Origin of the sequence: Psychrobacter pasteurii, assembly GCF_900162815.1 — a bacterium.
In the GTDB taxonomy this organism is placed as follows: Bacteria; Pseudomonadota; Gammaproteobacteria; order Pseudomonadales; family Moraxellaceae; genus Psychrobacter; species Psychrobacter pasteurii.
Map to the genome: position 1 here is coordinate 1 of NZ_FUGD01000072.1, position 20,107 is coordinate 20,107.

The following is a 20,107-nucleotide window of genomic DNA, read 5'->3' on the forward strand; positions in this document are numbered from 1 at the left end:
TGACAGTAGTCCAAAAGGTAGAGCGGGTTTGCGAATAAGAGGATGGGCTTGTGCTGAGTGTCGCACATGGCATGATAGAGATATCAATGCTGCTAAGAACATCCTTGCGGTCGGGCTTGACCGTCTAGCTGTAGGAATCCCCTCGGTTTAGCGAGGGGAGGAAGTCAAAGGGCTTTTTGACTTACTCTAAGCCTTGGTTGATCGTCTTTTAGACGTCTGGGCTACTGGCTTGGATAGCGGTTAGAGCGATGGTATAAACAATGTCATCTACCAAGGCGCCACGCGATAAGTCGTTAACTGGTTTGTTCAAGCCTTGAAGCATTGGACCCACGCTGACCACATTGGCACTACGTTGTACCGCTTTATAAGTGGTATTACCGGTGTTTAAGTCAGGGAAGATAAACACGTTGGCTTGACCGGCAACTGGCGAGTCTGGTGCTTTTTGCTTACCCACACTTAACACAGAGGCGGCGTCATATTGTAGCGGACCATCTACCATTAAGTCTGGAGCACGCTCACGGACGATTTGAGTGGCTTGCTTCACTTTTTCAACATCATCACCGGTACCAGAGGCGCCAGTAGAGTAGCTGATCATGGCCACTTTTGGCTCAATACCAAAGGCTTTGGCAGATGCAGCCGACTGAATAGCAATCTCAGCCAACTGCTCAGCATTAGGATCTGGGTTAATCGCACAGTCACCATATACTACCACTTGCTCTGGAAGTAGCATGAAGAAGATGGATGAAACCAGTGAGTACTGAGGCGCGGTTTTAATTAGCTGGAAAGCTGGGCGAACTGTACTCGCTGTGGTGTGAATTGCCCCTGAAACTAGGCCATCAACCTCATCCATGTGCAACATGGTAGTACCTAATACTACGCTGTCTTGCAGCTGTTCAGCAGCTTGCTCTTCAGTGGCTTTACCTTTGCGGCGCTCTACAAAAGCTTTGATGTATTTATCTAGGCTAATGCTAGCTGGATCGATGATTTCGATATCTTCAGGCAGATCTACGCCACGGTTTTTAGCGACTTGAGCAATCTCATTTGGATTACCAATCAGCACACACTGAGCGATACCACGGCTTTGACAAATTGCCGCAGCTTCGATGGTACGTGGCTCTTCGCCTTCTGGTAGTATCACGCGTTTTTTGGCTTGCTGTGCTTTTTTCACTACCTGATGACGGAAAGCAGAAGGAGATAGGCGAGGGGTGTAATCGCGTTCGAAATACGACTTCAGCCAATCTAAATCGATATGAGCTGCCACGAAGCGAGCCACAGTTTCTGCACGCTCTGCGTCATCTTTTGGAATCTCATTACTGATGGTCGATAAGTTGGTTACCGTCTCTAAGCTATCAGTATGGACGCTCATGATGGGCAGACCTGTTTTTAGGGCAGGCTGACACAGCTCAAACACAGTATCGTTTGGAATAATACCGCCGGTTAATACAATCCCTGCCATAGGAATGTCATTCATGCTGGCCATGGCAGTGGCTAACAATAGATCATCACGATCCCCAGGGGTAACTACTAGAGTACCGCGGGTAAAGATTTCGCCCACACGAGAGATAGTACGTGCAGTTAGGCTAGTTTTTAGAACTCGGCGCTGTTTGGCCTCGCCCTCATTTAGCCAAGTGGCATTAAGCTGCTGAGCGATATCCCAAGTACGAGGGACTGATAGGCTGTTACTAAAAGGAACCACACCGATTAAATGGTACTCCTCTGTGGCAAAGCTAGGTGAATGCGACTGCATGGCGCTAATGAACTCTGAGTCCAGATCCAAGATAGCTTCACCTGGTGCTACTGGCTGAGTGTCAAACGTATTGGGTACGTTTTTGGCGCGCATTAAGATACTGCCTAAAGTACGCTCTCCATTTAACCCGCCAAAGATACGGGCATGCACATCTAGCTTATCAGCCAGCTGTTTAGGGTTCTCAATGTCAGCCATGCTAACGAAGATAACCTTGGCATCTAAGGCTGTGGCTAAAGCGAAGTTCACTTGTGAAGCATAGCTCACCTCTTCGGTAGGCACTAAACCTTCACAGATAACAACGTTGTAGTCTTCTTCTAGTTGATGGAAGTTGGTAACCACTTCTTCCATCAAATCATCCACATTTCCTGAGTTCATCATACGCTCGACGCGCTCACGAGGAATAGAAGGAGGAGGGGTTAGTCCAAAAGCGTGACGGATTAAGTCGCTTGAGCTGTCTAAAGTATGCTGTGAGTCATGTGAGTCATCTTGCAAAAATGGCTTCATAAAGCCGGCTTTCATGCCCAAATAATCTAAAGCCTTAAGTAATCCTAAGCCTGCAGAGGTTAAGCCGATGCCACGGCCGGTAGGTACCAGCAAAATAGTTTGCATAAACAAATCCTTATTAGTTCAATATATTATATTGGTTTGGTTGTTAAGTTATTTTTATTATTTGGATTATAGACCCAGTACAGCTCTGGTCTCTTCTGCGATTTGTAGCTCTTCATCTGTTGGGATAACCCATAGCTCATACTTGCTGCTTGGACCATGGAAGCTGTCTTCCTCGCCGCCAAATAGTTGGCTGTTTTTCTCTGCATCTATCTCTAAGCTGAAGTGGCGCATAACATCTAGAATACGAGCACGAATGGTCGCTGAGTTTTCACCAATACCACCTGAGAAGATGATGCCGGTTAGATCAGGAAGGGCACAAGATAAAGAGGCTAAGTATTTACCAGCGCGATAGCAGAACATCTCAACGGCAAGCTGAGCATTTTTTTGATCTGGGTGCGACTCATCATTGGCGATAGATTCTACGGTACGCATATCGTTTGAAACCCCAGATACCCCTAGCAGACCACTTTCTTTATTCAAAATGGTATCGATTTGCTCTAGGTTAAGGCCCATAGTGCGCTTTAAGTGGATGTGTAGACTTGGGTCAATATCACCACAGCGGGTACCCATCATTAGCCCTTCTAGTGGGGTTAAGCCCATACTAGTGTCTAAGCTTTCTCCGTTGTAGACTGCGGTCGCAGAGCTACCATTACCTAAGTGGGCGATTAACCAACCATGAGGACCTTCTTTGTCAGTCAGTTGGCTAGCACGGTTTGATAGATAAGCGTGTGAAGTGCCGTGGAAACCATAGCGACGGATGAAGTCATTTTCATACATCTCTTTTGGGATGGCGTAGCGGAAAGCTTTTGGCGGCATGGTTTGGTGGAAAGCGGTATCAAATACCACTACCTGAGGTAGTTCAGGGTGAATGGCTTGAACGGCCTCGATACCCGTGGCGTTGGCAGGGTTGTGTAGAGGAGCCAGTTCTTTTAGGCGTCTGATTTCTTCTACCACATGTGGGGTAACTTCTACGGCAGAGCTAAATTCACGGCCACCGTGGACAACGCGATGTCCAACAGCAATAGGAGACTGGTCTCCAAGAAGAGTCATGATTTGTACCAAGGCGGCTTTATGGTTAGCCCCTGGGATACTGACTTCGGTTTTTTTGCCTTCTAGGCATTTGTGTACAATACGAGCATCATCTAATCCTAAGTTTTCAGCCAGACCGGTAATACGATATTTATTATCTTCACTAATTAAAGCATATTTGATAGAAGACGAACCGCAGTTGACTACTAAAGTTGGTTTGGTGATGATGTTGTTGCTCATATTGTGTCCTTACATTGAAAGTTTAAAAGAAAAAAGAGATAACACCAAAGTAGTGTCATAAACTAATAGGCGCATAACGCCCCATCTTTTACCAACACATAACATCCTATTAGGGTGTGGTTTAAATTGTAGAATCAGTAACTTTTGATCGAGCGAACAGGTCATCTATTTAACAAAATAGAAGGAATTAAGCTGGAAGACTGCCCTGTTTAAGAATGCCCTAATAACAGTTATGATTGGTTGCTGGTATGCACCTGCTTTAAGTATAGCCTAGATTAATTTGAAAAACATCGGTTTCGTGCTTAAAAATAAGTTAAGTCGTTAAAAATTAAAAGTTTCTTTTATTATATGAATTTATATAATTAAAAGCTTTTAGGTAAATATCCAGAATTTTGATACCATAGAAAAAATCCCTATTTTCGCCTGTATACCCTCGTTCACACGCATAGGAAGCTGTTCATGCCACACCTTAATCTCCATACCTACCTCTATAAAAACAACCAAACTGCAAGTGATACCTGTTTAGTAAGCCTAAATAAAATGGCTGTAAAGACAGGCAAGCTGAGCCGGTTATTTACCCTGCTTAGCACCTTGGTTTTAAGCAGCACCTTCTTGAGTGGCTGTGGTCAAAAAGGGGAGTTGTACTTGACCAAAGACGCTCCGAGTAATACCGATTTTATCCTGTATGACGGCAATAAGGTTGAGGGCAGTGATAAGGCGGCACAAGCGGCAAATCAGCAAAAAATTGAAGAAGCTGCGGCTGAAGAGCCACAAGATTATTAAGTCGCTTATGCCAAAATAACTTAAGTCTTTAATCAATCGTTATTTTAATTGTTTGATTTTAATGATTTAATAAGCCCTAACCTCAAGACTAAATCTTAATTGGACACCCTTATACTATGAGCATCACAGACTTATCACAGGCGACTGTACAGCACACCTCAAATGGCTTGCGTATTCATCCAGAGAGTTTTGTCAAAAAGCTGCCTACTCTAAGCTATCAGCAAGGTTTGCTTGCTATCGAAGAGGTCTCGACACAGCAGTTGGTACAGCAGTACGGTACGCCCTTATATGTGTATTCTAAAAAGGCGGTACTTGATGCCTATCAAGCTTATACTGACAGCTTCGCTGAAATTGACCATCAAATTTGCTATGCAGTGAAGGCCAACTCTAACTTAGCGGTGCTAAAGGTATTGGCTGAAGCAGGCGCAGGCTTTGACTTGGTTTCTTCAGGCGAGCTTGCTCGTGTATTAGCGGCCGGTGCTGATCCTAGTAAGATTGTCTTCTCTGGGGTAGGTAAAACTGTGGCTGAGATGAAGGCAGCTTTGCAGGCAGGCATTGGCTGCTTTAATGTTGAGTCTCTTAGTGAGCTAGATACTTTAAATGCGGTGGCTGCTGAATTACAGGTAAAAGCCCCGATTTCTATTCGAGTTAACCCAGATGTGGATGCCAAGACCCATCCTTATATCTCAACAGGTTTAAAAGACAATAAGTTTGGTATCAGTCATGATGTCGCTATCAAAGCGTATAAACATGCTGACAGTCTAGAGCACCTAGATATCGTAGGCATTGATTGCCATATTGGGTCACAGTTGACAGAGATTGATCCTTTTGTTGCTGCGTTAGATAAGGTGTGTGAGCTTATCGAGTCATTGAAACAAGAAGGTATTGAGCTTGAGCACGTTGATTTGGGCGGCGGCTTAGGGGTTATTTATATTGATGAGGAAGTGGCAGAGGTTAGCGAATTTGCCAATGCCTTATTGCCTAAGCTAAAGCAGTTGGGATTAAAGGTATTCTTTGAGCCAGGTCGTAGCATTGTTGCCAATGCGGGTGTGCTATTAACGAAGGTCGAAGTACTAAAGCCTACTGAGCACAAAAACTTTGCTATTGTTGACGCTGCAATGAATGACTTAATTCGCCCTGCCTTATATCAAGCAGAAATGGCGGTCATTCCTATGAGTAGTGAGTCTCAAGAGGGCAGCGAAGAGCAGAGCTGGGATATTGTGGGTGCTGTTTGTGAAACGGGAGATTTCTTGGCCAAAAAACGCTTATTGTCTTTGGCGGTAGGTGACATCTTGGCCATCACTGGCGCAGGTGCCTACGGCTTTGTGATGAGCAGTAACTATAACTCACGTCCTCGCCCCGCAGAAATCATGGTCTCTGGTGATAAGCATCAGGTGGTGCGTAAGCGTGAAACGGTTGAGCAGTTATTTGAAGGCGAGTCTTTTTTTGAGCTGGATTAATTTTTCCTAAAAGCCTTTGCTATAAGGCCTTTATTTGACTAAAAAACCTGCGTTTATTGAGCGCAGGTTTTTTTGTTTTTTAAGCCATTTATCGGTGAGTTATTTAGATGTATAGAGGAGGTTTTTGGTAGAGGTAATTGATTTATAAAGGGTTAGTAATGGGCGCTAAACCGCAGGGCTTGCTTATTTTTGGTAGCAACGTTTCGCTATTATCATTGTTATATTCTGCGTGGTAAGATAGGGCATAAATAAAATCTAAGGAATAAAAAAATGCTTATTGAATTTACAAAGATGCATGGATTGGGCAATGATTTTATGGTCATTGACTTAGTCACCCAGCGTTTAGAGCTCACGAAGGACCTCATTGCTTTGTTAGCAGATCGCCATATGGGTATTGGCTTTGATCAGCTGTTGGTGGTTGAGCCGCCAATGCGTCCTGATGTTGATTTTCGCTATCGTATTTTTAATTCAGATGGCAGTGAGGTTGAGCAGTGTGGCAATGGCGCCCGTTGTTTTGCCCGCTTTGTTCAAGCCCGTAAGCTTTCATTTAAGCAGCGCATACGTGTTGAGACTAAGTCAGGTATATTAACTCTGACTACGGATAACTATGGCTGGGTAGAGGTGGATATGGGCAAACCTCGCTTTGAGCCAGCTGAGATTCCTTTTACTCCAAAAGCCATTACCAAAATCCAAAATGCTTATCACTTAGATGTTGAAGGCACTCCGGTACAACTGTATGTGGCCAGTATGGGTAACCCTCATGCGGTTATTAAAGTCGATGATATCCTAACGGCTGATGTTGAGACCTTGGGTAAAGCCATTGAGTCTCATCCCGCTTTCCCAGAACGAGTTAATGTCGGTTTTGTGCAGGTAATGAATCAGCGTCACATACGCTTGCGGGTATATGAGCGGGGTGTGGGTGAGACCCAGGCCTGTGGTACAGGAGCTTGTGCTGCAGTAGCTACGGGTATTCGTGAAGGCTGGCTCGATGAGGGAGAAGACATCAGAGCCCAACTTTATGGCGGTAGCTTATTGATTCGTTGGTCACCTGGCTACTCAGTGATGATGACCGGCCCCACAGCCTTCGTTTATGAAGGTGTATTTAGTCCAGATGGGATTATGGCCCAAGCGGGATTAAAGCCTTCTGCTTAAGTCTTGAAGATAACCAGTTAAGTCTTGAGGATAGTCAACTAGATTATGAACGCTAAGCCAACACCACAGCCAAAATTGCCTAAAAAGCGGCCTGCTGATGACGCTGAGACAACTGTTGAAATCAGTGCTGAGTTACAGCAGCTTTTGTTGCCAGTGGAGCAGTGGTTGGCTGAGTTGTCTGTCAGACAAATGTCAGAGCATACTATTGAGGCTTATTATGCAGGCTTATTTCAGCTGGCCAGCTTCTTGGAGGCAGGCAAGCTGACTTGGACCCGCTGTGATAAGCGGCAGCTGGCCAAGTATATTGGTCAGCGCTTGGATGTGGATGCTTTGGCCATCTCTAGCGTACAGCAAGAGTTGTCCGCCATTCGTCATTTTTACAGTTGGCTGATTGATCAAGGTCAAGCTCGTATTAATCCTACCACAGGCTATCAGCTAAAAAGAGCGCCACGTCCTTTGCCCAGTATCGCTGATGGTGATTTGCTAACTCAGCTATTAGAGCAGCCTATGCCAGACACACCGGAACAAGCCAGGCTTTGGATACGGGATAAGGCCATGTTTGAGCTGCTTTATAGTAGTGGACTGCGGGTAGGCGAGTTGGTCAGTCTGAATGTGTCTGATTTACGGATACATGAGAGCGGTGAGCGAGGAGAGATTAGGGTTACCGGTAAGGGCAATAAAACACGTTTGGTGCCAGTGGGCAAGCAAGCGTTAAAGGCCATTACGACCTATCTGCCACATCGTTACCTGTGGGAGGAGCAAGGGGACACCGCTTTGTTCATCAGTGAAAAACTGGGTACTCGATTGACCACACGTGCGGTGCAGCAGCGACTAAAAATTGCCGCCAATCGTGCTGGTATTGCACAAAATATGTATCCCCATTTACTGCGCCACTGTTTTGCTTCCCATATGCTATCGGGCAGTGGCGATTTGCGAGCTGTTCAAGAAATGCTAGGTCATAGCGACATCAGCACCACTCAAATTTATACTCACGTAGACTTTGCCAAATTAACTCAAGTTTATGATAAGGCTCATCCTCGTGCTTCTCATAAAAAACGGGAAAGCTAGTGTTATCAATCAATCTGGCCAGTTAGTTAATGACGGTACAATACAAGCCTAAGCCAGTCTATGACAGTTATGAGTGGGCATGTTCTGACGCCAAGTTTGCTGTGTTTTAGCATCAAATACGGTGGTAATTAGCCCAAAGTCCTCAGTTAAGTTGGTCTGCTGAGTCTCCTCAACCCAGTCTCCATTGGCGTTGGCAAAAGCACTGTGCCCCCAAGTTTGACGGCTGCTGTCCTTAGTGTAATGGGTGCCGCCTTGTGCTGAGCCCACTACCAAGCATTGAGAATCCAAAGCTCTAGCCTTTAGTAGAAGTTGCCAATGTGCTTTGCCGGTCTGATAGGTAAAGGCCGATGGGGCAGTCAAGATATCTGCGCCTGCCTGTCTAAGTCTCTGAGCGAGGGTAGGGAAGCGCAAATCAAAACAGACCATCATGCCAATAGATAAAATGCCTGAGTTGTCATTTGTGTGGCTCGACTCTGTTTGTAAAAACTCTTTATTTAAACTTTTCATATCACACTGGGCGACAACCGTGGTGTCGCCAGGCTCGAAGGTTCTACCCTCATCATAGCTGCCGGTATCATCGGCTACTTGAGCTCTAAATAAGTGGATTTTGTCATATCGGGCAATACGCTTGCCATCAGGAGCAAAGACTTGACTGACTTGTCTTAACTTATTGTTTGGTACCACTGCGCCATCTGGACGATATGGGCAGGGTAGAGTTCCTGCCACGATAAACATTTGATGCTTAAAAGCTAAGTTGGCATACCAGCTTGATAACTCATCAAAGCGTTCAGACAGCTGCTTTTGCCCTCCCATACGGCAGGCATTTTCTGGTAGCACAACCAAGCTGGCTTGCTGCTGGCTAGCGGCAATAATAGATTTTTCAATGGTTGCCATATTGGCTTCAATGTCAAACTGACTGTTTAACTGTACACATCCAATGTTAAGTTGAGTCATAGCTACTTTCCGTCTTTGAACGTTATATTAATAGGGTCATCATATTAGTTTTTATATTTATTAGAGTAGCATGGAAAGATTAAGCAATCCATCGACCCTCAATAAGCCTAACGGCTATGCGCTAAGTCAGTAAAAAAAGACTATGCCTTTACTTAAACTTTATATTGAGCTCCTGTCTGTTATAAAAGTAAACTCGTTTACTCTAAAAACCAGTTAAGGTAATTTTTTATGAGTACCGGTGGCAAAGTTTTCTCCTTCTTTTACCAGCGTATTGTGTCATTATAATTAAGGTGTTCTGCTGCTTTATATAAAAATATAATCAATATAACTCTAGGCTAACTGTCTAATAACTCCTTTTATCACCGCTTGATAGCTATTTGTAAAATCGAATGCAGCACTTGATTGAAAAAAACAACTGAGAACGAAAAGCCCTATGATGAGACCCTCTTTTAATTTAGGTGTGAACCTATCTACCGCACAAAAGCTGACCCCACAGATGCAGCAGGCTATTAAACTGTTGCAGCTTTCAAGTTTAGAGCTTGAGCAAGAAGTTCAAATGAAGCTGGACAGCAACCCTCTACTTGAGCGAGTAGAGGAGGATGAAATCAGTGCTGAGGACTTTAACAGCCTTGAAGAGCTGACTCGACTAGAGTTAGATACAGAAGCACAAAAGGAAGTTTATGAGTTATCTAATGATTATTCCGAGGGTTATGAAAATGATAGTTATGACAGCAAATCAGAATCGTTAGAGACAGATAAGTATGACTTGAGTGCTGAAATTAATGACAACCAGCAAAATGTGATGGAAGTTGAGGTCAATAGTCCCACCCAAGCTGATGACAGTAAAAATAGAGAAGCAGAGGAGCTTACTGAAGGTCAAACGCTAGGGGAGCTGTCTATTGATACCGACTGGGAGGATATCTTTACGCATGGAAGTACCGCATTAGCCCGTCCTGATACCCAAGCTATGAGTGATTATCAAGGCGCAACCTCAGTCACTTTACAAGATCATATACGCTGGCAGTTAAATTTTAGCCATTTAAACCCGCAACAATCCTTAATTGCTGATTACCTTATCGATGCTATGGATGAAAGCGGCTTTATTCAAGCAGATATGGCAGATTTAAAAGCAAGCTTTGATGAGATGGCTAGCTTTTATGGTTGGGAAGATAACATTGAGCATGAACACATAGAGGTGGTCATTCGCTTAATTCAGTCGTGTGAACCCTTAGGTGTGGGGGCTAGGAGTTTAGCTGAGTGCTTGCAAATTCAGCTACGTAGCTTAGAGGAGACTGTGTCTTATCGGGAGCAGGCGTTACGTCTATTAGATGAGCACCAGCTGTTGGTAAGCAACAATATCAAAGAGTTGATGCATAGAACAGGGCTTAAAAATAGTGACATTGGCCCAAGCCTAGCCTTAATCCGTACCTTAAATGCTGCTCCTGGATTGGCCTTTTCTACGGCGCAACCTGATTATGGAATACAGCCTGAGGTTTATGATATCCCAGATGTTTTGGTGTATTTGGTTAATAACTCAGAATCAAAGCAAGCAGTGTGGAAAGTAGAGCTAAATCCTGAAACCTTACCAAAACTTAGAATCAATCAAGAGTATGCCAACCTTATTAAACGAGGGGATGACAGTCCAGATAACGTATATTTACGCGACAACCTAGTAGATGCTAGGCTGTTCATTCGTAGTATTGAGGAGCGTAATCAAAATCTGTTAAAGGTGGCGACCAGTATCATAAAGCTGCAACAAGACTTTTTATTGAAGGGGCCAACAGCGATGAAGCCGCTTATTTTAAATGATATTGCAGAGGAGGTTGGGCTGCATGAGTCCACCGTTTCGAGATTGACGACCAGCAAGACTATCTTAACGCCGCAAGGTCTATATTCACTAAAGCACTTCTTCTCATCACATGTCTCAAGTGATCAAGGGGATATTTCATCTACCGCTATAAGCGCCATGATAAAAGAATTTATACAGCAAGAAGACGCCAAGGCACCTTTATCTGACAGCGCCATACAAAGCCTTTTAGAGCAGCAGGGGATAAAGATAGCCAGACGTACAGTGGCTAAATATAGAGAAGCGATGAATATTGGTTCTTCTACACAAAGGAAAATAAAGTTTTAGAAAAGAGGTGAGAAATATAAGAGATTCAGAAATATTTTAACAAGTCATCATTATAGTCGCTCAGGCCAGTATTAGTACAGTCAGACGTTGTTTTTAAAATAAAAAAATTTCAGATTATATAGCATTTATTTCTAAATATGAGTTATTTTTACATTTATTAACAATAAAAATGCTTGTGCATTCTCCGTTTTCGTGGCAAATTAAAGCTATCCCAACCAATATTAAGCAACACAGAGGCTGGGAGAAAAAGTGAGTTTAATAAGGATTTTAAATTTCACTGGAAACATTAATACCCAAGTTACACCGTTTAGTTTGCAGCTAACCAACCAATAAGGTTGGAAAATAGTCAAATAAAACAAGGGTATATCTAATGACTTAGACAAAAAACTAATGACATCACTTTACTTTGAGATGAATCCCCCATTAGGTCAGTCATTAACCAAAAGTCACTTTGAGTCAGCAGGAGCTGCTCAAATCATAAAAAGGATGTAAGCACTATGAACATTTCAATTACTGGCCATCACATCACAGTTACTGACGCTATGAAAGACATGGTTATGGACAAACTTTCAAAAGTTGAGAGACATTTTGACCAGATTCAAAGCATGAAAGTGATTCTATCGCTAGATAATAACCGCAGCGATAACAGCAATAGTGGTAAAAATAAACATAAAGCTGAAGCACTTATGCGAGTAGCAGGTCAAGAAATGTTTGTACAGTCATATGATGACGACATGTATAAAGCCATTCATGAAATGGCAGATAAGCTAGACCGTCAAGTTCGTAAGTATAAGACCCGTATGGATCGTAAAACCCGCTCTTCAAAACGTAAAGCACGTTTTGCTCTACCTGTAGCAGAGCCAGTGGATGAATCATACGCTTATTAGGTCACCCTATACTTAACTTAATTCGAAACACTGAAGTAATATAAACTATAAAAAAGCCCTTATCTGATGAGATAAGGGCTTTTTTAGTTATAAATGATTGGTTATAAACAAAATTATTGGTTATAAACAAGTAGCTAAAGAAAGCGGGTTATTAACCACCACCCACTGCTTGAACCACTTCAATCACCATTTCTTGTTCAACATTAGTAGCTGCCAGCTCAGATTTAGGAATTAACTCCCCATTAATCTCAACTGCATAACGTCCTTGTGTTAGTTGTAATTCATCTAGCACAGCCTTTACAGTCAACTGCTCAGTCTGTTGCTTCTCTCCATTTACAGTAATCGTATACATTTTTTCCTCTACGAAATCCGATCTAAACCAAAAGTTATCTTTTTAATTTAGAGCATACGGCTTTAGGTGGCGGAATGCCTAAAAGCAGTCACGGCCAACCAAATCCAGCCAATAATCATTAATGTACCACCAATAGGGGTGATGGCTCCTAACCAACGTGGTGCCCCAATGGTCATTGCAAATAAGCTGCCTGAAAAAATAATGAGCCCAATTTGCAATAGCCAAGCAGGAGTAGAGGTGGTGTATCCTAATTTGATTAAAATACCCACCAAAAGTAAGCCCAAAGCATGATAAAAGAAATATTGGGTGCCCGTTAACCACCAGGCCATTTGCTCAGGAGAAGCAATGGCTTTAATACCATGAGCACCGAAAGCTCCTAGCGCCACAGCCAGAGCTAAATTGACGGCGGCTATCGCAATCCAATTCATATTACACCTTATAGATTATAAGTTGTCTTCACTGGGCATAATGACGCTATCAATGGTCATTGCTTCTCGGATTTTATCCATGGCATTTTTTTCAATCTGGCGTACACGCTCTGCAGAAATATTGTACACAGCAGCCAGTTCATGCAAGGTAGATTTTTGCTCAGAGAGCCAACGCTGCTCAACAATATCACGTGAGCGATCATCTAGAGTATCCATAGCGCTCATTAAAGCATTGGTATTGTTTTCTTCCCAGTCGGCATCTTCTACCATTTCGGCAGGATCAACCCCATCTTCTAAGAACAGCTGCGGAGCATAGTGACCATCTTCATCATCACTTGACTGAGCTTCAAACGAAGCATCATAAGAAGTGAGTCGCGATTCCATTTCTAGAACCTGTTTGCGGGTCACATTTAAGTCGGCCGCAATCGCATCTGCTTCTTCTAAAGTCAACTGATTGTTGGTTTTCTTCAAGCTGCGTAAGTTAAAGAAAAGCTTACGATGAGCTTTGGTAGTCGCCACTTTAACAATGCGCCAGTTACGAATCACAAACTCATGGATCTCAGCTTTAATCCAGTGTACCGCAAAAGATACCAGACGCACCCCTTTATTGGGGTCAAAGCGTTTCACCGCTTTCATTAGGCCCAAGTTACCTTCTTGAATTAAGTCTGCTTGTGGCAGGCCATAGCCTGAGTAACTACGGGCAATGTGAATCACAAAGCGTAAGTGTGACATAACCAAGATACGCGCAGCTTCTACATCACCTTCATTATAATAACGGTGAGCCAGCTCTTGTTCTTGCTCTGTGGTTAAGATAGGAATCTGTTGCACAGAGTTCATGTAGGCACCCAGATTAATACCTGGTGCTGACAAGTTCACTGGCATAGCAGGGACTAAATCACGAGTACTGGTATTGGGATATTCGCTCACCCATTCTTCAGTATCCGTAACCTCTGGGGTTAAGACATCATCGTCAAGCCCATCATAGGCCAAGTCGTCCTCGTCCATTTCGATAATCTCTACCGGCTCGACATCCCTGGAGTCCACTGATTTAGCCATGTCTTTTTTATTTGTTTTAGGAGTAGCCATATTTTGACCTTCAAAGTAATAACTTTATTGAGATCTATTGTAAAGGATAGCACCCCCTAGTTACCATTCGTTTTGGTAATGATGAGGTGAAAGATTGTATCGAGTTTTTCTGAACCATCGGCAGAACCTTCAGTAGTAGTGGTGCTAAGCACCATCTCTAATCCTGCTTGCTGACAAAATGCAGCCAAATCAGTTTGAGAATTCGGGTCAGTGGCTAGGATATAGACACTCTCTGAAGGCTGTACTGAGCGTAGTACCACTTTGGTTTTCAAAAGAGGCATGGGACAAGCCATTCCGCGCCCATCGACTAAGGCTGAGAGGGTTAGCTGTGGAGCAGCTTCTTCAAGAGTTTCTAAGTCACTGCTACTAAAGGCGTCAAGGTAGCCTTGTACCAAAGCCTGATGCTCACTATTTGCTAAGCTAATATTTATCATAGAAGGCCATATTATTAAGTAAATGCATGAATCAATGAAAGGGGATAAAAATAAGAGTCCGCTAAAAAATAGCGATTATAAAAAATTACACCCCAGATAAGATGGTATAAGGTTAACCGGTTAACATGTTATTATCAAAAGTGGGTTTAATAATGATGCTTTATAGGTAAAATTCAAGCCGACTTTCAAGAACTTTATGGCCAGTACTTTAAGGAATAGATATTTGCTCCCTTTTCAGCCAAACACTCAAGACAAGAAGTCTTTATTGAAATCGCCCTTCAGAATTATCGGTCAGAAGGCGGGGGCGTCTGGTGTCTTATTGGCTGGGATATTTGCCATGGGTCACTCCGCCGTAGCCCATTCAGCTGTGGCCAATATGAAGACGGGTCGTAGTCAGACGGGTTATAACTGGTTTGAGAATACCTCCTTATATTCTAGTCCAAACTCAATGGACTCCCCTACATTTAGCTTACCAGAATTGGGCAGTGGCGGTGGCCGTTTTATTGAGGTAAATAAACATAAGGCATTAGGGGAGTGGTCATTACAGCGTTTGGGAAAAAGTGCTCCTTTAATCAATGATCCTTGGTCGCAAGAGCAGCTAGAGTCTATGGCTTGGCAAATCAACGCCCAAGCTCGAAATCAAGCACCACTGGCGTTAATGGTCATCAATAATGCCAGTATTAATGCCTTTGCTATTCCCGGCGGGGTGATGGGAATCCATACAGGAACGGTCATTGAGTCTAATAGTATTGATGAGGTTGCCAGTGTTATTGCTCATGAGGTGGCGCATTTAAGTCAGCGTCATTATGAGCATCGAGATGAAGCGAGCCGAAAAGCACTGCTGATGCAAATTGGTGGCATACTGGCAGCGATTGCCGCTTCAGCAGCCGATGGTGATGCCGCGGCGGCGGTGATGATGGGCAGTCAAACGGCAGCCTTGAATGCGCAAATGGCATTTAGCCGCAGTAATGAGCGTGAGGCAGACCGCATCGGAATGCAGTTAATGGCAAAGGCAGGTTATGATCCTAGAGCCATGCCTAAGTTCTTTGGCGTTTTGGATCAAAAGACTCAGTTAAATATGAGTGATAATGCTTACCTACCAAGCTTCATTATGACTCACCCTTTAAGCTCTGAGCGCCTGAGTGAGGCTCAAAGTCGTGCCAATAGCTATCCCACATTGGGACTAAACAGTCAGCGCCATCAACTTAATTTTGAGCTGCTAAAGTGGCGACTAAAAGTGTTGTCCAATCAGACCACAGAAAATGAGTTGATCATCACTGCCTCAACAAATAAAGGGGCAGAAATGGCTCTGGCTTATTGGTATGCCAAACATAATCGCTATTCAGAGGCACAAAGCAGGCTCAATAAACTAAAGAAAACTTCCTCAATTTCTTCTGCCTCAGACAAAGCAAGCTTTGATATCTTACTGGCAATAACAGAGGCTCAGGTTGCGGGCCTTCAAGGCAACTGGCAGCAGGCAGAAAAAGTCTTAACTCCTTATTACAATCTTTATCCTGAGCGCCGCGATCTTAAGTTATTGATGGCAGATGCTTGGCTGCAACTTGGCAAGCATAATAAGGTCATCACCTCGATGAAGCCTATTGTACAAAGCAGGCCTCACGACTTAGAAGGTTTGTACCGGATGCAGCGTGCTTATGAATTAATGGCCATCGAGGGTCAGGTCAATAATAGTGGTGCGGGAACACAGTCCTTAGTTAAGGAGATAGCCGCGGTAAATGCCTTGCGTTATCGAGCCAAAGGGGAGTTGTGGCGTGGCAAATATAGTGAGGCTTTAGTGTCTTTGCAGCAGGCGAAAAAACAAGTTGAAGATTTAAGCAAAAGCTCAAATACTGTGGCTTTTAACCCCAAGCCTTTATTGGCAAATCTCAATAGTGAGGTAGCTGAAGTTAAAACAGCCAGAGACTTTCGCCCCTAGCTGTTGTTAGTCATCAATTAAGATGGAGGCTAAATAAGCTCTAGCCCATCAAAGCTTTTTTCACCAATTGTGACATTACTGCTGGGTCAGCACGGCCGGCAGTTTTGGTTTTTAGCGCGCCCATCACTTTACCCATGTCTTGCATAGAGCTTGCGCCTTGGGCAGCGATTTCTTGGTTAATTAGCTCAGCCAACTCAGACTCACTCATTTGCTGTGGCATGAACTCATCGATGATGTTGATTTCAAACTGTTCTTTTTGTGCTAAATCTTCGCGGCCGTTGTCTTGAAACACTTTTAATGATTCTTGGCGCTGTTTTAGCTGCTTTTGTAAGATCTCTAGTACCCCAGCATCATCTAAGTCAATCTTACGATCAATTTCAATTTGTTTGATCACAGACTGTATGTTACGTAAAACTTTTACTTTTTCTAGCTCACGGGCTTTCATTGAAGTTTTTACTTGCTCAGTGATGCGGTCTTTTAAGGCACTCATGGCTTATTCCTATTTTGTTATGGTTATCAAGTTCATTCATTAGTATCGGCCAATACGAAGTATTTTACCGTTATAATTTGATATCAGTTTTGATATAAAATTTTAGCACAAAAAAACCACCTTTATTATGGCACCTCAAGCAAAGTATGCGGGAGAGGCGACAAAATAAGGTGGTTTTTTTAATCAATTACCAAAACAACTGGGTTTTGGTAGCTCTATGTTCAATTAAGAACGCTAGAGTTGATTAGTACATACGAGTTGTACGGATTGACTCGCGCTGTAATTTCTTTTTGTAGCGTTTTACGGCTGCTGCCTTTTTACGCTTACGCTCTTGCGTTGGCTTTTCGTAAAACTCGCGCTTACGTACATCAGATAAAACACCAGCTTTTTCGCAGGCACGCTTGAAGCGACGGATAGCGATATCAACAGGTTCGTTTTCTTTAACCTTAACTGAAGGCATGCAGACTCCTTAAATAAGTAGTGGAAATTAGAGACTAGGGACATTAACAATGCTGTGTGATTGGTATTAGCCGTAGTGTCTCATTGGGTTACGGCATCAGCTATTGTTAGGATAAAATCAGTTATTCCATGCAAATGCTAGAATAAGAGCGAGAATATACTAAATTATCGGGGTTATGTCAAGTTTTGCTGTTTAGTTCTGTTATAAAAACATAGGCCAATGATAATAAGTCTTTTATTATCAGACCCTAAAGGCTTGAGGCGCAGAAAAGAATAATCTTTTAAAAATAAGTTTGAAGAGTAGATTGAAAGCGACTATAATTAATACTAAACATTCATCTAAAATGAATTATTTACGTTGTCGGCAAGCTACGCAGTGATTTTAAGCTTATTAGCTCAAAAAGCTGTGCTTAAGATAGTGACTCATAAAGTGTTGTGATATTATTGTCTAGTAAAGTTAACTAACACTATATTAAGGGGGAGATAGACTTGTTATAAGTCATCGCAATTTATATTGCATATCCCTTATATCAATAACCCTTTTAGGAGTAACAAATGTCATTAACGGCTCTTCTAAGCAACAAAAAAGCGGCAGTTCGCACCACAACTTTGGCTTCAGTTATGCTTGGTGCTGCTCTAACTTTGACTGCCTGTGGTGATAAGGATCACGAAGTTAAAGCGGTAGATAAGTTAGAAGAAGCAGCTGAACTGGCTAGAGCAAACGCTCCTGAGCCACAGCCATTAGCTGCTGAAGATATTGTTGAAGTTGAACCTGCTGCAGGCACAGAGACAGTAGCGGCTGAAGAGGAAGCTACTGACCCTGCAACAGACGAGGCAGCTGCAGAAGCAACTTCGGATACCGAAGCCACTGAGGAAGCAGCTACTGAAACTGAAGAAGCGCCAGCCACAGAAGAAGCTCAATAATACCAGGCATACCTAATCTGGGTCTAAATTAAGGGTGTCAGTTTTTACTGAGTTTATGGCTTGCACAATTTTTATCTTAAATTTTAAAAGCTAATATGAGGATTCTCATGCTAAAAACAAATAAACAACAAGACGGTAAAGACATGTTGGCACCTTTTAATAAAGCAGGACTACTTTTAGTAGGTGCTCTAGCTTTAGGCATGGCGGTAGGCTGTAGTGATGGAGCAGAGACTGAGACAGTAGCTGAGCCTACTGCAAGTGAAAGTGTCGCTACTGAACCTGCCCCTGAGGCAGTAGAGCCAGAAGTGGCTCCTGAAGAAGAAGTGGTAGAGGAAGTAGAGCCAGAAGCTGAAGCTTCTGAAACTATAGAGTCAGAAGCGAGTACTGAAACAGCAGCTGCAGCCCCTTTATCGGCTGAAGCCGGTGCAGAGTTGTATGAAGCACACTGCAAGTTATGTCACGAAAAAGGTCTATTACAAGCACCGAAGTTTGGTGATAAAGAAGATTGGGCGCCTCGTCTGGCTCAAGGCAAAGAGACTTTATACAAACACTCAGCTGAAGGCTTTAAAGCCATGCCACCACAGGCTGCTGATGGGGTAACTGTAGAGCAAGTTCATGCTGCTGTAGATTATATGATTGAACAGGCCAGCTAATGCTTTTTAGAGCAGTCTAAATACTCAGTCACAGCTACTTAGTAATCGTATCTTGCGCTGAAAAAGCCCTTGATAATCTGTTAAACTACCGCCATTGTGTATACATCGTGGCGGTATTTTTTTTGTTATAAACACCCTCTTTAACTTGAGTGTATTATTAACGAAAAAATAAATGACACAACACTTTAATTGTCAAAAAGTAGGTGCTACTTGAAAGTTTTAGGTTTAGAAACATCATGTGATGAAACAGGGTTAGCCATCTTTGATAGCGAGCTTCTTGCTGAAGGTAAGAGTGGGCTACTAGGTCAGGTGCTGTACTCGCAGATTGAGCTGCATGCCACTTATGGCGGGGTAGTGCCTGAGCTTGCCAGCCGTGATCATATTCGTAAGTTGGTGCCTTTGTTTGAAGAGCTACTGGCTCAGTGTAATATGGATAAGCAGGATATTGATGCCGTTGCTTTTACCAAAGGTCCTGGGCTGATTGGGGCGCTTATGACCGGCGCTTTATTTGGTCGTAGCTTAGCCTATGCTTTAGATATCCCGGCCATTGGTGTACATCATATGGAAGGCCATCTGCTGTCTCCTCTTTTAGGCGCAAATCGCCCAGAGTTTCCTTTCGTTTCTCTGCTAGTGTCCGGAGGGCATACCTTATTGGTAGCCGCTCATGCTATCGGAGAGTACGAGATTTTAGGGGAAAGTATTGATGATGCCGCTGGGGAGTGTTTTGATAAAGCAGCCAAGATGCTAGGCCTACCTTATCCAGGAGGTCCTAATGTGGCAAGACTTGCTGAGAATGGAGACCCTAACGCCTATGAGTTACCGAGACCTATGCTTCATAGAGGTTTGGATTTCTCTTTTAGTGGCATGAAAACTGCGGTACACAATCTGATTAAAGACACCCCAGGCTCGGATGCAGATGAGCAAGTCAGAGCGGATATCGCTGCCAGCTTCCAACATGCTGTGGTCGATACTCTGGTAAAAAAATGTGTTAAAGCCTTAAAGCAGACAGGCATGAAGCAGCTGGTTATCGCTGGCGGTGTTAGTGCCAACTTACATCTGCGTCAAACTTTAGAGCAAGAGTTGGCTAAGATAAATGCCACTGTGCATTACGCCCCTTTAGAGCTTTGTACCGATAACGGAGCCATGATTGCTTACGCTGGATATGAGCGTCTACAAGCAGGTCAGGCTGATGATTTGGCGGTCAGCTGTGTGCCAAGATGGACGATTAGTGATTTGCCAGCTTTGGTATAATTGAGTGAGCCGCCGTTAAATAACCAGAGTG

The 20,107-nt window shown here is 43.4% G+C and carries 20 protein-coding genes; 11 read left to right on the forward strand and 9 right to left on the reverse strand.

What is annotated here, in order from left to right:
- Positions 1-151: zinc ribbon domain-containing protein (locus tag A1232T_RS05615; protein ID WP_143513955.1), on the forward strand; the 151-nt coding region annotated here is incomplete at its 5' end.
- A gap of 57 nt (positions 152-208) precedes the next feature.
- Here the strand turns inward: A1232T_RS05615 and pta are convergent.
- On the reverse strand, positions 209-2,356 hold the full coding sequence (gene pta / locus A1232T_RS05625) for a phosphate acetyltransferase (protein ID WP_077448491.1): 2,148 nt from the start codon (positions 2,354-2,356) through the stop codon (positions 209-211).
- Positions 2,357-2,422: 66 nt separating this feature from the next.
- Positions 2,423-3,625: an acetate/propionate family kinase gene (locus A1232T_RS05630; RefSeq protein ID WP_077448492.1), complete on the reverse strand. Its 1,203-nt coding sequence runs from the start codon at positions 3,623-3,625 to the stop codon at positions 2,423-2,425.
- A 459-nt stretch (positions 3,626-4,084) separates the two neighbouring features.
- Between A1232T_RS05630 and lptM the strand changes: the two genes are divergently transcribed.
- From lptM to A1232T_RS05650, 4 genes are all read left to right on the forward strand, one after another.
- Positions 4,085-4,408 (forward strand): LPS translocon maturation chaperone LptM, encoded by a 324-nt coding sequence (gene lptM / locus A1232T_RS05635; RefSeq protein ID WP_077448493.1) that lies wholly within the window; start codon positions 4,085-4,087, stop codon positions 4,406-4,408.
- A 116-nt stretch (positions 4,409-4,524) separates the two neighbouring features.
- On the forward strand, positions 4,525-5,868 hold the full coding sequence (gene lysA, locus A1232T_RS05640; protein ID WP_077448494.1) for a diaminopimelate decarboxylase: 1,344 nt from the start codon (positions 4,525-4,527) through the stop codon (positions 5,866-5,868).
- Positions 5,869-6,138: 270 nt separating this feature from the next.
- Entirely contained in the window at positions 6,139-7,020 is an 882-nt protein-coding gene (dapF, locus tag A1232T_RS05645; RefSeq protein ID WP_077448495.1) for a diaminopimelate epimerase, read from the forward strand.
- A gap of 45 nt (positions 7,021-7,065) precedes the next feature.
- Positions 7,066-8,088: a tyrosine recombinase XerC gene (locus tag A1232T_RS05650; protein WP_077448496.1), complete on the forward strand. Its 1,023-nt coding sequence runs from the start codon at positions 7,066-7,068 to the stop codon at positions 8,086-8,088.
- A gap of 48 nt (positions 8,089-8,136) precedes the next feature.
- Here A1232T_RS05650 and A1232T_RS05655 read toward each other — a convergent pair whose 3' ends face one another.
- The gene (locus tag A1232T_RS05655) at positions 8,137-9,042 is read right to left on the reverse strand and encodes a nitrilase-related carbon-nitrogen hydrolase (RefSeq protein ID WP_077448497.1); all 906 of its coding nucleotides are present in this window, start codon (positions 9,040-9,042) and stop codon (positions 8,137-8,139) included.
- A gap of 433 nt (positions 9,043-9,475) precedes the next feature.
- Here A1232T_RS05655 and rpoN point away from each other — a divergent pair, with 433 nt between their 5' ends.
- Together rpoN and hpf are read left to right on the forward strand one after the other, a co-directional pair.
- A complete protein-coding gene (rpoN, locus tag A1232T_RS05660) occupies positions 9,476-11,176 on the forward strand; it encodes an RNA polymerase factor sigma-54 (RefSeq protein ID WP_077448498.1) in 1,701 nt (566 codons plus the stop codon).
- A 497-nt stretch (positions 11,177-11,673) separates the two neighbouring features.
- A complete protein-coding gene (hpf, locus tag A1232T_RS05665) occupies positions 11,674-12,063 on the forward strand; it encodes a ribosome hibernation-promoting factor, HPF/YfiA family (RefSeq protein ID WP_077448499.1) in 390 nt (129 codons plus the stop codon).
- Between the two features lie 151 nt (positions 12,064-12,214).
- Here the strand turns inward: hpf and thiS are convergent, their stop codons facing one another.
- From thiS to A1232T_RS05685, 4 genes are all read right to left on the reverse strand, one after another.
- Positions 12,215-12,415, reverse strand: coding sequence for a sulfur carrier protein ThiS (gene thiS, locus A1232T_RS05670; protein WP_077448500.1), 201 nt, complete (start codon positions 12,413-12,415; stop codon positions 12,215-12,217).
- 62 nt (positions 12,416-12,477) lie between these two features.
- Positions 12,478-12,843 carry a DUF423 domain-containing protein gene (locus A1232T_RS05675; RefSeq protein ID WP_077448501.1) on the reverse strand — a complete coding sequence of 122 codons (366 nt, stop codon included), beginning with the start codon at positions 12,841-12,843 and terminating at the stop codon, positions 12,478-12,480.
- Between the two features lie 15 nt (positions 12,844-12,858).
- Positions 12,859-13,725, reverse strand: a complete 867-nt coding sequence (rpoH, locus tag A1232T_RS05680; RefSeq protein WP_208606918.1) for an RNA polymerase sigma factor RpoH — start codon at positions 13,723-13,725, stop codon at positions 12,859-12,861.
- A gap of 260 nt (positions 13,726-13,985) precedes the next feature.
- The gene (locus tag A1232T_RS05685; protein ID WP_077448503.1) at positions 13,986-14,363 is read right to left on the reverse strand and encodes a sulfurtransferase TusA family protein; all 378 of its coding nucleotides are present in this window, start codon (positions 14,361-14,363) and stop codon (positions 13,986-13,988) included.
- 223 nt (positions 14,364-14,586) lie between these two features.
- On the opposite strand from A1232T_RS05685, the gene A1232T_RS05690 reads away from it, so the two are divergent.
- Positions 14,587-16,299, forward strand: coding sequence for a M48 family metalloprotease (locus tag A1232T_RS05690; protein WP_244152393.1), 1,713 nt, complete (start codon positions 14,587-14,589; stop codon positions 16,297-16,299).
- Positions 16,300-16,339: 40 nt separating this feature from the next.
- Here A1232T_RS05690 and A1232T_RS05695 read toward each other — a convergent pair whose 3' ends face one another.
- Entirely contained in the window at positions 16,340-16,789 is a 450-nt protein-coding gene (locus A1232T_RS05695; protein WP_077448504.1) for a GatB/YqeY domain-containing protein, read from the reverse strand.
- A 244-nt stretch (positions 16,790-17,033) separates the two neighbouring features.
- Positions 17,034-17,249, reverse strand: coding sequence for a 30S ribosomal protein S21 (gene rpsU / locus A1232T_RS05700; RefSeq protein WP_007394316.1), 216 nt, complete (start codon positions 17,247-17,249; stop codon positions 17,034-17,036).
- Between the two features lie 554 nt (positions 17,250-17,803).
- Here rpsU and A1232T_RS05705 point away from each other — a divergent pair.
- From A1232T_RS05705 to tsaD, 3 genes are all read left to right on the forward strand, one after another.
- On the forward strand, positions 17,804-18,172 hold the full coding sequence (locus tag A1232T_RS05705; RefSeq protein WP_077448505.1) for a hypothetical protein: 369 nt from the start codon (positions 17,804-17,806) through the stop codon (positions 18,170-18,172).
- A 107-nt stretch (positions 18,173-18,279) separates the two neighbouring features.
- The gene (locus tag A1232T_RS05710) at positions 18,280-18,825 is read left to right on the forward strand and encodes a c-type cytochrome (protein ID WP_244152394.1); all 546 of its coding nucleotides are present in this window, start codon (positions 18,280-18,282) and stop codon (positions 18,823-18,825) included.
- A 210-nt stretch (positions 18,826-19,035) separates the two neighbouring features.
- On the forward strand, positions 19,036-20,076 hold the full coding sequence (gene tsaD, locus A1232T_RS05715; RefSeq protein ID WP_077448507.1) for a tRNA (adenosine(37)-N6)-threonylcarbamoyltransferase complex transferase subunit TsaD: 1,041 nt from the start codon (positions 19,036-19,038) through the stop codon (positions 20,074-20,076).
- Positions 20,077-20,107 lie beyond the last annotated feature (31 nt).